The 13047-nt window shown below is 70.2% G+C and carries 11 protein-coding genes and 1 tRNA gene; 3 read left to right on the top strand and 9 right to left on the bottom strand.

All coding sequences use genetic code 11. The features are described 5' to 3' along the window. The first annotated feature begins 41 nt into the window (after positions 1 to 41). Both M1O15_RS31015 and pyk read left to right on the top strand, forming a co-directional pair. On the top strand, positions 42 to 773 hold the full coding sequence (locus M1O15_RS31015) for an SIMPL domain-containing protein (protein WP_248637587.1): 732 nt from the start codon (positions 42 to 44) through the stop codon (positions 771 to 773). Positions 774 to 929: 156 nt separating this feature from the next. Beyond that, positions 930 to 2357, top strand: a complete 1428-nt coding sequence (gene pyk, locus M1O15_RS31020; RefSeq protein WP_248637578.1) for a pyruvate kinase — start codon at positions 930 to 932, stop codon at positions 2355 to 2357. 39 nt (positions 2358 to 2396) lie between these two features. Here pyk and M1O15_RS31025 read toward each other — a convergent pair whose 3' ends face one another. Both M1O15_RS31025 and M1O15_RS31030 read right to left on the bottom strand, forming a co-directional pair. After that, the gene (locus M1O15_RS31025) at positions 2397 to 3170 is read right to left on the bottom strand and encodes a transcriptional regulator (RefSeq protein WP_248637579.1); all 774 of its coding nucleotides are present in this window, start codon (positions 3168 to 3170) and stop codon (positions 2397 to 2399) included. Positions 3171 to 3279: 109 nt separating this feature from the next. Further along, positions 3280 to 3354, bottom strand: a tRNA-Leu gene (locus M1O15_RS31030). A gap of 100 nt (positions 3355 to 3454) precedes the next feature. On the opposite strand from M1O15_RS31030, the gene M1O15_RS31035 reads away from it, so the two are divergent. Beyond that, the gene (locus M1O15_RS31035; protein WP_248637580.1) at positions 3455 to 4108 is read left to right on the top strand and encodes an ANTAR domain-containing response regulator; all 654 of its coding nucleotides are present in this window, start codon (positions 3455 to 3457) and stop codon (positions 4106 to 4108) included. A 13-nt stretch (positions 4109 to 4121) separates the two neighbouring features. Here the strand turns inward: M1O15_RS31035 and M1O15_RS31040 are convergent, their stop codons facing one another. The 7 genes from M1O15_RS31040 to M1O15_RS31070 form a co-directional block, all read right to left on the bottom strand. Next, a complete protein-coding gene (locus tag M1O15_RS31040; RefSeq protein WP_282577479.1) occupies positions 4122 to 5549 on the bottom strand; it encodes an alpha/beta hydrolase family protein in 1428 nt (475 codons plus the stop codon). Positions 5550 to 5775: 226 nt separating this feature from the next. After that, the gene (locus M1O15_RS31045) at positions 5776 to 6492 is read right to left on the bottom strand and encodes an ABC transporter ATP-binding protein (RefSeq protein WP_248637581.1); all 717 of its coding nucleotides are present in this window, start codon (positions 6490 to 6492) and stop codon (positions 5776 to 5778) included. Next, positions 6489 to 7580 (bottom strand): ABC transporter ATP-binding protein, encoded by a 1092-nt coding sequence (locus M1O15_RS31050; RefSeq protein WP_248637582.1) that lies wholly within the window; start codon positions 7578 to 7580, stop codon positions 6489 to 6491. Before M1O15_RS31050 ends, M1O15_RS31045 begins: the two co-directional genes overlap by 4 nt. Positions 7581 to 7584: 4 nt before the next feature. After that, positions 7585 to 9429 (bottom strand): branched-chain amino acid ABC transporter permease, encoded by a 1845-nt coding sequence (locus M1O15_RS31055; RefSeq protein WP_248637583.1) that lies wholly within the window; start codon positions 9427 to 9429, stop codon positions 7585 to 7587. A gap of 5 nt (positions 9430 to 9434) precedes the next feature. Beyond that, positions 9435 to 10364, bottom strand: a complete 930-nt coding sequence (locus M1O15_RS31060; RefSeq protein ID WP_248637584.1) for a branched-chain amino acid ABC transporter permease — start codon at positions 10362 to 10364, stop codon at positions 9435 to 9437. A gap of 107 nt (positions 10365 to 10471) precedes the next feature. Further along, entirely contained in the window at positions 10472 to 11701 is a 1230-nt protein-coding gene (locus M1O15_RS31065) for a branched-chain amino acid ABC transporter substrate-binding protein (RefSeq protein WP_248637585.1), read from the bottom strand. Positions 11702 to 12753: 1052 nt separating this feature from the next. Next, positions 12754 to 13047, bottom strand: a 294-nt coding sequence (locus M1O15_RS31070) for a hypothetical protein (protein WP_248637586.1), incomplete at its 5' end; no start/stop codon positions are given.

Here is a 13047-nt window from a genome sequence, read left to right on the forward strand (position 1 = left end):
CCGGGGTCAACTTCTGGGTGGCGGGCACGGCCGGGGCCCCCATGACCCCCACCCCCGACCCCGCCACCACCCCCCAAACCGCCACCGACCTCCCCTACGGCACCCCCACCGCACCCCGCATCGCCGTACGCGGCGAAGCCCACCTCGAAGTCGACCCCGAAATCGCCCGCCTCGACATCACCGTCACCGCACGCGGCACCGACCGCCGCACCGCCCTCGACGACCTCACCCGCCGCAACACCACCGTCCTCGACCTCATCAAGAGCTACGGCGAAGCCGTCACCGCCCTCGAAACCAGCGCCCTGTCCATCACCCCCGAACTCACCCGCCACGGCCGCGCCGAACGCATCCGCTCCTACCACGGCCGCGTCCACATCACCGCCGAACTCACCGACTTCACCGCCCTCGGCGAACTCACCACCCGCCTCGCCGACCACGACCTCACCCAGGTCGGCGGACCCTGGTGGGCCCTGCGCCCCGACTCACCCGCCCACCGCCAGGCCCGCACCCGCGCCGTCCACGACGCCGTCCAGCGCGCCCGCGAATACGCCGAAGCCCTCGGCACCGACATCGCCGCCCTCGTCGAACTCGCCGACATCGGCGCCGAAGCCCCCACCCCGTACCCCGCCCCCTTCCCCGGCAGCGCCCGCATGGCCTTCGCCGGCGCCGCCTCCGCCGAGGACACCGCCCCGCCCCTCGACCTCGAACCCCAGCGCCAGACCGTCACCGCACAGGTCAACGCCCGCTTCACCCTCCACCCGCCCCGCCTCTGAAAAACTCCGCCGAAAGCACGGGCCAACCCCCGCCCACCGCTCATCAGAGCGCCGTCCCGCCCACTTCAACACTTGTCAAAAAGCCCTATCCCAACGGCGGTTGAACAGTCACCTCAACCCAAATACCTACCCATCGGTAAGCCCTAGGCTCGACCCATGCGCCGAGCCAAAATCGTCTGCACCCTGGGCCCCGCCACCGATTCATACGAGCAGATCAAAACCCTGATCGAAGCCGGAATGGACGTCGCCCGCTTCAACCTCAGCCACGGCAGCTACGCCGAACACGAACAGCGCTACCACCACGTCCGCAAAGCCGCCGAGGAAACCGGCCGCAGCGTCGGCGTCCTCGCCGACCTTCAAGGCCCGAAGATCCGCCTCGGACGCTTCCTCGAAGGCCCCGTACTCCTCGAACGCGGCGACACCTTCACCATCACCACCCAGCCCATCCAAGGCACCCGCCACACCTGCTCCACCACCTACGACGGCCTCGCCACCGACGTCACCACCGGCGAACGCATCCTCGTCGACGACGGCCGCGTCACCCTCGAAGTCACCGCCGTCAACGGCCCCGACGTCACCACCACCGTCATCGAAGGAGGCATGGTCTCCGACCACAAAGGCCTCAACCTCCCCGGCGTCGCCGTCTCCGTCCCCGCCCTCTCCGACAAGGACACCCAAGACCTCCGCTGGGCCCTGCGCACCGGCGCCGACATCATCGCCCTCTCCTTCGTCCGCACCGGCGACGACATCCACGACGTCCACCGCATCATGGACGAGGAAGGCCACCGCCTCCCCGTCATCGCCAAAATCGAAAAGCCCCAAGCCGTCGAGAACATCGACGCCATCGTCGCCGCGTTCGACGGAATCATGGTCGCCCGCGGCGACCTCGGCGTCGAAATGCCCCTCGAACAGGTCCCCATCGTCCAAAAGCGCGCCATCAAACTCGCCAAGCGGAACGCCAAACCGGTCATCGTCGCCACCCAGATGCTCGACTCGATGATCGACAACTCCCGCCCCACCCGCGCCGAAGCCTCCGACGTCGCCAACGCGATCATCGACGGCACCGACGCCGTGATGCTCTCCGGCGAGACCAGCGTCGGCCGCCACCCCACCGAGACCGTCCGCACCATGAGCCGCATCGTCCAGGCCGCCGAGGAAGACGTCCTCGCCAAGGGACTCCCGCCCCTCAACGAACGCAACAAACCCCGCACCCAGGGCGGCGCCGTCGCCCGCGCCGCCGCCGAGATCGGCGACTTCCTCGGCGCCCAGTACCTCGTCGCCTTCACCCAGTCCGGCGACACCGCCAAACGCCTCAGCCGCTACCGCTCACCCATCCCGCTGCTCGCCTTCACCCCCGACCCGGCCACCCACGCGCAGCTCACCCTCACCTGGGGCGTCGAGACCTTCCTCGGCCCGCACGTGGACTCCACCGACGCGATGGCCGCGCAGGTCGACGAGCACCTCCAGGCCATCGGCCGCTGCCGGCCCGGCGACGTCGTCATCATCACCGCGGGCTCTCCGCCCGGCGTCTCCGGCTCCACCAACCTGGTCCGCGTCCACCACATCGGCGAGAGCCTCACCTGAGCCCCGCGGCCCCCTCGGAGCCACGAGCGGCGACCCCGCTCAGTGCTTCGGCCCGACGTGCGCGTCCATCAACGCGACGGAGGCCCGTCGGGCGACGGAGATGTTGTACGGCTGCCCGTCGCGGGTGCAGTGCGTCCACTCGACCCCGAGCCGGTCGAGGGTGTCCGTGAACAGCCGCCGGATGTCCGACGAGACATTGGTGAAGAAGTACCGCGGGTACTCGTAGCGCTTGCGCTCCCCGCCGATGAGCCTGGTAGTCCAGTTCATGGTCCGGCACCCGTCGGAGTGGACCAGGCCGCGGACGAACTCCCAGGGGTGGTCGTCCACGACGACCTGCTGCCAGCCCTCCAGGGCGATCTGCCGCAAATGCTTGCGTCCCGGGCCGTGCTGGGGGAAAAGGCATGGCCAGTGCTTGCTGAAGCCGGTCACCGCCACGCACCCCTGCCGCTGCACCCGGCACACCCTGTTGCCCGGACGGACCGCCCGGACGGCCGACTCGCAGGCGTCGACCAGGCCGGGCCAGGCGTCGGCGCACATCACCCGCAAGTGGTAGACCCCGCGCCGGTGTGCGCTGACGCAGCCGTCTCCCAGATACAGCCCGAGCAGGTACGCGTACGCCACGGGGTCCTCGGGGCCGCCGGGCGCGTCCCGGCAGCGGAAGCACGGCTCGGCCTTCGGGTTGGTGCGCCCGGGGTTGTCCCGCCAGGAGCGGATGGCCGATCGGGATACGCCGGTCCGCCGGCTCACCGCGTTCAGGCTGAGCCCCGTACGGACCAGGGCCAGTGTGCGCTCGCGCGTCCTCATGTCGTACATGTGGGCGAGCGTGGGAGCCTCGGGCGTCTTCCGCAGGCAAACGGCCGATGCGTCACGCGATCAAGTGAATCGGCGTGACCTATTCCGAACCTTCGGATCGAAGGAAAAGTGCCCCGGGTGGGATTCGAACCCACACTGTATGCTGTTTGAGAGCATTGCCTACTGCCAGTTGGGCTACCGGGGCCCATGGAATCGAAGGTCACCCTCCGCCCACTGCTCATCCACCATACCGTAGCTGGGTAAGGTCATGGGCAGCTGAAACTGCCGTGACATGAGGAGCCCCCGTGACCGCGCCCGAGTCGCCCCAGCCCCCCGCCGAGGACGAGACGTCGCACGTCCCGCCGCAGACGACCCGGGTCGTCATCGCCGAGGACGAAGCGCTCATCCGGCTGGACCTCAAGGAGATGCTGGAGGAGGAGGGCTACACCGTCGTCGGGGAGGCCGGGGACGGGGCGCGGGCGGTGGAGCTGGCGCAGGAGCTGCGGCCTGACCTGGTGATCCTGGATGTGAAGATGCCCGTCCTGGACGGTATCTCCGCGGCGGAGCGCATCGCGGGGGAGTCGATCGCGCCGGTGCTGATGCTGACCGCGTTCTCCCAGCGGGACCTGGTGGAGCGGGCGCGGGACGCGGGGGCGATGGCGTATCTGGTGAAGCCGTTCAGCAAGAGCGACGTGGTGCCGGCGATCGAGATGGCGGTGTCGCGGTTCGCGGAGCTGCGGGCGCTGGAGCAGGAGGTCGCGGACCTCTCGCAGCGGCTGGAGACGCGGAAGCTGGTGGATCGGGCGAAGAGCATTCTGCAGACGCAGTACGGGTTGACGGAGCCGGCGGCGTTCCGGTGGATCCAGAAGACGTCGATGGATCGGCGGATGTCGATGCAGCAGGTGGCGGAGGCGGTCATCGAGGACGCGGAGGAGAAGAAGGCCGCGAAGGGGCAGTGACCGCCCTGGCGGGTCAGTTCCGCACGGTCTGGTCGAGCCAGTCGAAGACGGTCTCGCAGTAGAACTGGGGCGCCATGGGGGAGCAGTGGAGCTGGGCGCCCTGTTCGCGGGTCATCTCCATGTACTGCTTCTTGCTGGTGACGAGGTCGTAGAGGGCGCGGGCCTGGCCGGGGAAGAACTGGTCGTCCTGGAAGTCGATGATGAGGGCGGGGCACTGGATGCGGCCGGCCACTTTGGTGATGTCCATGCCGACGAGGACGCGGGCGGGGGTCCAGAAGTCGGTGAAGAGTTTGCCTTGGCGTGCGGCGCGCATGACGGCGGCGTCGTAGGGCTCGAAGCGTTTGTTGAGGGTGAAGCGGTCGGCTTTCGGGATCCGGGGGGCGACGTCGTCGTTCCAGATCTGGTTGGTCTCCTTTTTGGTGGGGGCGAGGACTTCGCGGATCTGGGGTGGGAAGGCGTTCCAGGGGGTGACGACGCCGGGGCCGGCGACGACGGCGGCGAGGCGTCGTTCGTAGGCGGCGGCGCGGGGGGCGAGGACGCCGCCGAGGCTGAAGCCGGTGAGGGCGATGCGGTCGGGGTCGACGTCGTCGCGGGCGGTGAGCCAGTCGACGAGGGGGGTGACGACCTGTTCCCAGCGGGGGGTGAAGGGGAGCTGGTCGACGAAGAGGAGCTGGCCTTGGCCGGGTCCGTCGTAGACGAGGGCGTTCCAGTCGCGGCGGAGGGCTTCGGCGACGCCGTAGGTCCACATGTCGACGTTCTGGCCGTCGCTGCCGTTGGTGAGGATGACGGTGGGGCGGCGGCCGGTGGCGCCTTGGGGGCGGAAGAACCACAGCGGCATGCGCTTGCCGCCGTAGGGGAGGGTGGCGGTCTGCGCGGGTGGGGTGCAGGTGCGGGCGAAGGTGTCGAAGGAGTCGCGGCCGGCCTGGTAGACGGCTTGTTCGTCGTCGGGCTGGTCGGTGCCGAGGACGAAGTAGAGGGCTTGTTCGTAGGAGGCGGCGGAGCGTAGGGCGCGGGCGTTCTGGGTGTGGGGTTCTTTGTCGCCGCCGGCTTGGTCGGCTTGGTCGGCGAGGCGTTTTCCCCAGGTGCGGAAGGTGTCGGTGAAGGTCTGGTTGCTGGCGCCGGCCTGGTTGATGGTGTTGACGGCGGTGAGGGTTTCGCCGACTTCGGTGGAGCCTTGTCCGGCGGCGCCGAGGGCGAAGAGGGCTTGGAAGTTGTGGTCGGGGTTGTCGAAGAGCCGCATGGCGCCGGGGGCGGCGTTGCGGTCGGCGGTGCCGGGGCTGGGGCTGGGACTGGGGGAGCCGGTGGGTGGGGAGCCGGCGGCGGGGTGGGTGGCGGTGCAGCCGCTGAGTACGGGGAGGGTGGCGGCGCCGGCGGCGAGGCCGGTGAGGATGCGGCGGCGGGTGGGGCGGCTGTCGTCCGTGGGGGTCGTGGGGGGTGTCATGGGTGGGTGCCCTTCCGGGCCCGGGTGGGGCGGCCCGGGCGGGTTGCGGGGGAGGGCGCGTGCCGGCCCTTGGCTCGTACGGTAGGGGCGCGGGTGCGGGTGGGGCCTGCGGTGCTGCTCCGTACGGGAGGTGTGCCGGAGGCGCAGACGGAGGGGTACGGGTGAGGGCCCGCCGGGCGGTCGCGTGTGCGGTCGCCGGGCGGGCCCTCAACGGTGCCGTGGTGGGTCAGTCCTCGCCGAGGTAGGCCTTGCGGACCGACTCGTCGTGGAGGAGGTCCTGTCCGGTGCCGGAGAGGACGACCTTGCCGATCTCCATGACGTGGCCGTGGTCGGCGAGGGCCAGGGCGGCCTGGGCGTTCTGCTCGACGAGCAGGATGGTGGTGCCCTGGGACTTGAGCTCGGCGATGGTGGCCATGATCTTCTGCATCATGATCGGCGAGAGGCCCATGGAGGGCTCGTCCAGCATGAGCAGCTTGGGCTGGGACATCAGGGCCCTGCCCATGGCGAGCATCTGCTGTTCGCCGCCGGAGAGGGTGCCGGCGGCCTGCTTGCGGCGTTCCCCGAGGATGGGGAAGAGGTCGTAGGCGCGCTGGACGTCCTTGTCGATGCCGGCTTTGTCGCTGCGGAGGAAGGCGCCGAGGAGGAGGTTGTCCTCGATCGACATGCGCGGGAAGATGTGCCGCCCTTCGGGGGAGTGGGCGAGCCCGAGGGAGACGATCTTGTGGGCGGGGATCTTGCGGAGGGATTTGCCCTCGAAGCGGATCTGGCCGCTGACCGGCTTGAGGAGGCCGGAGAGGGTGCGCAGGGTGGTGGTCTTGCCGGCGCCGTTGGTGCCGATGAGGGTGACGACCTCGCCCTCTTCGACCGTGAAGGAGATGCCCTTGACGGCCTGGATCTTGCCGTAGGCGACGCGCAGGTCCTCGACTTCGAGCAGTGCGGTCATGCGTCGTTCTCCTTGCGGGGGCCGGAGGACGGGGTGGTGTCGTCGCCGGGGGCGGTGGCCTTCGGCGTGGTGTCGTCGTCCGGGGTGGTGGTGTCCGCCGGGGTGGCGGGGGTGTCGTCGGCGGGCGCCGCACCGGAGGGGGCCTCGGCGGTGCCCGGAGCCGCGGTGGCCCCGGTCCCGGCCGCCTCCTTCGTACCGCCGGTCTCCTCGGTGGCGGCTTCGGCGGCGCGCTTCTCGGCGGCGGCGACCTCGGCGGCCTCCTCGTCGCCGGGGGCGGCCTCGAAGGGTTCGCCGAGGTAGGCGGCGATGACGCGCTCGTCGCTCTGGACGACGGAGGCGGTGCCCTCGATGAGCTTCTGGCCTTGGACGAGGCAGGCGACCCGGTCGCAGAGGTTGAAGATGAAGCGCATGTCGTGCTCGATGACGAGGACGGCGATGCCCTGGTCCCGGATGGCGAAGATGAGCTCTTCGGCGGCCCGGGTCTCCTGGGGGTTCATGCCGGCGGTGGGCTCGTCCAGGAGGAGCAGGCCCGGTTCGCTGGCCAGTGCGCGGGCGATCTCCAGCTTGCGCTGCTCGCCGTAGGGGAGGTTGCGGGAGAGGTGCTCGGCCTTGTTCGCCAGGCCCACGAACTCCAGGAGTTCCATGGCGCGGGCGCGGGAGGCGGCTTCTGCCTTGTGGAAGCCGGGGCCGCGCAGCAGGGCGGACCAGAGGCCTTCCTTGGTGCGGGTGTGGCGTCCGACGAGCACGTTCTCCAGCACCGTCATGTTGCTGAAGAGGCGGATGTTCTGGAAGGTGCGGGCGATGCCGGCCGCGGTGACCTTGAAGGACTTGGGCGGCAGGACGGTGCCCTTGTAGCGGACCTCTCCCTCGGTGGGGATGTAGAGGCCGGTGAGGCAGTTGAAGAAGGTGGTCTTGCCGGCGCCGTTGGGGCCGATGAGGCCGACGATCTCGCCCGAGTTGACGGTGAGGTCCACGTCGCGGACGGCGGTGAGGCCGCCGAAGCGCATGGTGACGCCGCGGGCGTCGAGCACGGTCTCGACCGCCTTCCCGGTGGGGGCCGGGGCGGTGGTGTCGGTGGTGGTGGTCATGGCGTCAGGCACCTGCCTTCGTGAGCGTGGCCGGCGCGTCGTCCTTCTCGTCCTTCTCGTGGAATTCCAGCTGGTTGCGGCGGTTGGCGATGAGGCCTTCGGGGCGCAGGCGCATCAGGAGGATGAGCGCGACACCGAACGCGAAGAGCTGGAGTTCGCTGAGGAACTGGAGCTTGTTGGGGATGAGGAAGAGCAGGGCGCCGCCGATCAGCGGGCCGCTGATGGTGCCCATGCCGCCGAGCACCACGGCGGCGAGGAGGAACGCCGAGTTGGGCGGGATGGCGTGGGCGAACTGGTACTGCTCGGGTGTCACGGTGTAGGTGACGTGGGCCTGCACGGCTCCGGCGAGGCCGGCCAGGGTGGCGCCGAGGGCGAAGGCGATCAGCTTGACGCGGAAGCCGTTGATGCCCATGGCGAGCGCGGCGGTCTCGTCCTCGCGGATGGCGACCCAGGCGCGGCCGATGCGGGATTCGGCGGAGCGCCGGAAGACGACGACCACGACGAGGGTGACGAGCAGCATCAGGAAGAAGTAGTTGGCGAAGCGGCCGAGGGTGAAGCCGCCGATGCTGTGCTCGGCGCCGAAGTCGAAGCCGAAGATGTTGAGGTTGGGGATGGCGGAGATGCCGGCGGAGCCGTTGGTGACGTCGGGGCCGGAGATGCCGTCGAGGTTGAGGACGGCGATGCGGAAGATCTCACCGAAGCCGAGGGTGACGATGGCGAGGTAGTCGCCGCGCAGCCGCAGGGTCGGGGCGCCGATGAGGACGCCGAAGATCATGGACGCGACGGCGCCGACGAGCATGGCGGCCCAGAAGGGCAGGTGCAGGCCGAACGGCGAGGACGGGGAGCCGGAGACCATGGCGGCGGCGTAGGCGCCGACGCCGAGGAAGGCGACGTAGCCGAGGTCGAGCAGTCCGGCGAGGCCGACGACGATGTTCAGGCCCAGGGCGACGGTGGCGAAGATCAGGATGTTGACGCCGATGGTGGCGTACTGGTCGTCGCTCTGGGTGAAGGGGAACGCCGCGGCGGCGACGAAGGCGCCGACCATGGTGACGTTGCGGTGCCGGGCCGACAGCGCGGAGACGCGGGCGATGAGCCCGGCCTTGCCGATGGCGGCGAAGCCGAGGCCGGCGGTGAGGAGGAAGCCGAGGAACAGCTCGTCGTAGTCGGTGGTGATCCCGTAGGTGAAGACGAGCAGGCCGAGGGCGAGCACGGCGGTGATGATCAGGATCTCGGCGTACGCGGGCAGGACCCGGGCCGGGGCCGGGGTGCGGGTGGCGGCGAAGCCGCCCTTGAACACGGTCCAGCCGTTGGAGGCGTTGTGCTTGAACTGGTCGAGGCCGCTGTCCTCGGGGTCGGCGGGCAGGGTGTCCGGCCGGTCGAAGGGCAGGGCGAGCGCGCCGATGAGGGCGGCGAGTGTGGCGAGGGCGGCGACGTAGCCGCCGGGCTCCAGGTTGACCAGGCCGCCGAGCTGGAAGCTGATGGCGCCGATGGTGTACCAGGCGGTGGCGAACGCGGCCAGCGCGGAGAGCTTGATGGCCGCGTCGGCTCCGGCGGGCACCAGCCAGCCCAGGCCCTTGACGCCGTAGGAGGCGAGGCCGAACAGGGTGGTGAGGACGCCGGCGACCAGGACGAGCCACTGGAGGCCGCCGGGGTAGCCGTAGACGGTGAGGTCGCCGGGGAAGGCGGAGGTCCACGTCCAGGCGAGGAAGGCGGAGACGACGGTGAGGGCGCCGCCGCCGGTGGCGGTGGCCCGGGCGATGTTCTCCGGAAGGCCGATGAAGCTGGCGCGCCGGTCGGCGGCGGGGGTGATCGGGGTGTCCGCCGCGGTGGGGGCGGTCTGTGTGGTCATGGTGCTCACGCCCTGTCCGCGACGCGCTCGCCCAGCAGGCCTTGGGGCCTGAAGAGCAGTACGAGGATGAGAAGTACGAAGGCCCAGGCGTTGGCCCAGGACTGGCCGCCGAGCTGTTCCATGCCGGGCACGTGGTTGACGTAGGCGGAGGCCATGGTCTCGGCGACGCCGAGGACGAGGCCGCCGATCATGGCGCCGTAGATGTTGCCGATGCCGCCGAGGACGGCCGCGGTGAACGCCTTGAGGCCGAGGAGGAAGCCCATGCGGAACTGGACCTCGCCGTACTTCAGGCCGTAGGCGACGGCTCCGATGGCGGCGAAGGCGGCGCCGAGGGCGAAGGCGACCACGATGATGCGGTCGGTGTTGATGCCCATCAGCTTGGCGGTGTCCGGGTCCTGCGCGGTGGCCTGCATGCCGCGGCCCGTGCGGGTGCGCATGACGAAGTAGCCGAGGATCAGCATCGAGATCGGGGCGGCTATGACCAGGAAGATGTCACCGGTCTGGATGGTGACGGAGCCCAGGTGGAAGGGGCCGCCGGGTATCTCGGGGAAGGTGCGGGAGGACTTGGCCTCCGGGTACCAGGCCCACACGGCCTGCTGGAGCGCCAGGGAGAGGCCGATGGCGGTGATGAGGGGGGCGAGCCGTGGCCCGCCTCTGAGTGGTCGGTAGGCGAACCGTTCCGCCGCGACGGCCACCAGGACGGCGACGATGATCGCGCCGATGAGCATCAGGGGCAGGGCGATCCACAGGGTGGTGCCGCCGGGCAGCAGCAGGTAGACCGACAGGGCGCCGAAGCCGCCGATCATGAAGATCTCGCCGTGGGCGAAGTTGATGAGCTGGACGATGCCGTAGACCATCGTGTAGCCAATGGCGACCAGGCCGTACATGGATCCCAGTAGCAGGCCGTTGACCAGCTGTTGCGGCAGTTCGTTCACCGCAGGTCCTCCGAGGTGTGTGCGGATGTGACACCGCGCGGGGCGCCTGGTGCAGCGCCCCGCGCGGCGTAGGGGGTGTTACGGAGTGGGGTGGTGGTGCGGCTGGTTCAGCTGAGGGTGCCGGACTTGACCGGGACCCAGGCGTTGCCCTTGTACTGGTAGACGGTGAGCTGCTTGTTGGTGGTGTCGCCGAACTCGTCGAACGAGACCTTGCCGCTCACACCGTCGAAGGAGACGGCCTGCAGGGCGTCGATGACCTTGGCGCGGGCGTCGGACGGCAGCTTGCCGTCGTTGTCCGCGACGACCTTCTTGACGGCCTCGATGATCGACCAGGCGGCGTCGTAGGAGTAGCCGCCGTAGGCCTCGAAGGCGTCCTTGTAGCCGGCCGCCTTGTAGTTGGCCACGAACTCCTTGGCGGAGGGCAGCTCGTCCAGCGGGGCGCCGACGGAGGTGGCGAGGTCGCCCTCACCCTCCTTGCCGGACAGCTTGATGAAGTCGGCGCTGTAGATGCCGTCACCGCCGACCAGCGGGATCTTGGCGCCGGCCTTCTTGATCTGCTTGCTGAACGGGCCGGCCGCCGGGTACTCGCCACCGTAGTAGACCACGTCCGCGCCGGAGCTCTTGATCTTGGTGACCACGGAGGAGAAGTCCTTGGTCTCCGGGTCCACGTGGTCGGTGCCGACGACCTTGCCGCCGAGCTTGGTGAACTCCGCCTTGAAGGTGGCGGCCAGGCCCGCGCCGTAGGTCTTCTTGTCGTCGATCAGGTAGACCTTCTTCTTCTTGCCCTCGTTGAAGAGGTACTGCGCCGCGAACGGGCCCTGGACGGCGTCCGTGGTGGCGGTGCGGAAGTAGGCCTTGTACGGGCGGACCTTGGTGCCGCCGTTCCAGTCCTGGCCCTGGCTCAGGGTCGGGGAGGTGTTGGCCGGGGAGACCTGGGCCAGCTTGGCGTCGTCGAAGACCTTCTGCATGGACTCCGAGACCGAGGAGTTCAGCGGGCCGACCACGCCGAGGACGTTCTTGTCGGCGACGAACTTGGTGGCGTTCTGCTGGCCGGAGGACGGCTGCGCCTGGTCGTCCAGGGCCTCCAGCTTGAAGGTGACCCCTTCGACGGTCTTGTTCTTGTTGGCCTGCTTGACGGCCAGGTCGGCGGAGTTCTTGATGCCCAGACCCAGGGCGGAGAGGTCGCCGGTGAAGGGTGCGTCGACACCGATGACGACGGTGGTGCCGCCGCCCTCCGCGTCGCCGCCGGCCTTGTCGTCGCGCGAACCGCAAGCGGTGAGGGTCAGCGCTCCGGTGGTGAGCACTGCGGTGAGCATGAACAACGAACGCTGTCGCACGAAGGGGTCCTTTCCCTGGCGCGGTCTCCTCGCTTGAGGAGCCGTTGCGAGCGCCGGGCCGTACGTGTGGTGGGTACAGCCGTGAACTGACGCGCCCGGCGGCGCGGTGACTGGCCGTGACTCTAAGCGCAGCCGGGCCGGGTCCGGGAGCGCCATCGGCAGGATGTGACTCTCTTGTTATGCCGTGGCCAAACGTTTGCGGTGAGTGGTGCATACACGCGTCGGCCTCGACGGGGCGTTCTTCTCACATCGTGAGAACACCCAGTTCCGCTAAGGCCCTTGAGGCGATCACACTCCTTACGTGGACCCGCTCCCGAGCCGGTCGGAAAGAGGTCCGCCGGCGGGTCCGCCGCGCTCCCCGCAGCGGTTTCCTTCCCCCTCCCTGGCCCGGCGTCTTGTCACTCAGGGTGACGAAATCCCGGTCGTGCCCCCGGCCGCCCCGTGGATGGTCCGCCGCGTGCGAGACCCTCCCCGAGCCCCACCGCGACCGCCCCCGCCGCCCCGCGACCACCCCGCCCACCCCGCCGGCGGGCCGCCGATCACGCCTCCTCGCGGCCCCGCTGACCCGGTGCTCGCGAGGCTGCCCTGCGAGCCCCCGGAAGGCCCCGTCCCCCGAAGTCCCGTCAGCTGCACCGGTACTGCGTCCGACGTGCGCGGTGTCCGCTCAGCGGCACTCGGAATCCGGTACGTGAAGTGGTGCGCGGGGAGCGGCAGTTGCGCGGCTCGCCATAGGGCGGAGGCGAAGGCTCCGGTTCACCGCCGGAGTGGACGACCCGTGGAGGCGCCGACGGCCGGGCCAAGGCCTCCACTCGCCCCGCACGGAGGTGTCCGGCCCTCGCCGGCCCCCGGCCCCCGGTCCCTCTGGTCCACCCAACTGTGTCTGAACAGTGAGTAATTGGTGAGAGCGGTGAGGGCTGGTGGGGCGGGTGTGAAGGCCGCCGCGCGGTGGTCCGGCCGGGGTGTGCGACGAAGGCCGCCCCCGAGCGCTCCCGGGCCGGTGAGAGGGGTCGTCCGGGCATCGCATCGGCCGCCGAGCCCGCTGCTCGGCCCGCTCACACCGCCTCCGTGTGGCGGCCGTGCGGCCGGTCGCTGAACAGCGCCGATACGGAGCGGCGGGGGCGCCCGAGCCGGGCCCGCCACGGCTCCGGAACCGCCACCGGCGGAGGTGCCGGTACGTGGCCGATGGCGACGGACAGCGACAGCGGCCGCTCCCCACCAGACCGTGCCCCACCCCGCGCGACCTCCACCCGGTAAGGAGTGTGGTGGGTGAGCGCGGCTGTACGTGCGTGGTGGGGAGGGGCGGGGATACGGGCGGCGGTACGCGCCTGGTGGGGGTGGCGGTACGG

Source organism: Streptomyces lichenis (assembly GCF_023218175.1).
GTDB classification, from domain to species: Bacteria; Actinomycetota; Actinomycetes; order Streptomycetales; family Streptomycetaceae; genus Streptomyces; species Streptomyces lichenis.

Coding starts and splice junctions, on each gene's coding strand:
- M1O15_RS31040 (WP_282577479.1), bottom strand. CDS start 5,549: ATGACACCCCCCACGACCCCCACGGACGACAGCCGCCCCACCCGCCGC.
- M1O15_RS31055 (WP_248637583.1), bottom strand. CDS start 9,429: ATGACCACACAGACCGCCCCCACCGCGGCGGACACCCCGATCACCCCC.
- M1O15_RS31050 (WP_248637582.1), bottom strand. CDS start 7,580: ATGACCACCACCACCGACACCACCGCCCCGGCCCCCACCGGGAAGGCG.
- M1O15_RS31045 (WP_248637581.1), bottom strand. CDS start 6,492: ATGACCGCACTGCTCGAAGTCGAGGACCTGCGCGTCGCCTACGGCAAG.
- M1O15_RS31025 (WP_248637579.1), bottom strand. CDS start 3,170: ATGTACGACATGAGGACGCGCGAGCGCACACTGGCCCTGGTCCGTACG.
- pyk (WP_248637578.1), top strand. CDS start 930: ATGCGCCGAGCCAAAATCGTCTGCACCCTGGGCCCCGCCACCGATTCA.
- M1O15_RS31015 (WP_248637587.1), top strand. CDS start 42: ATGACCCCCACCCCCGACCCCGCCACCACCCCCCAAACCGCCACCGAC.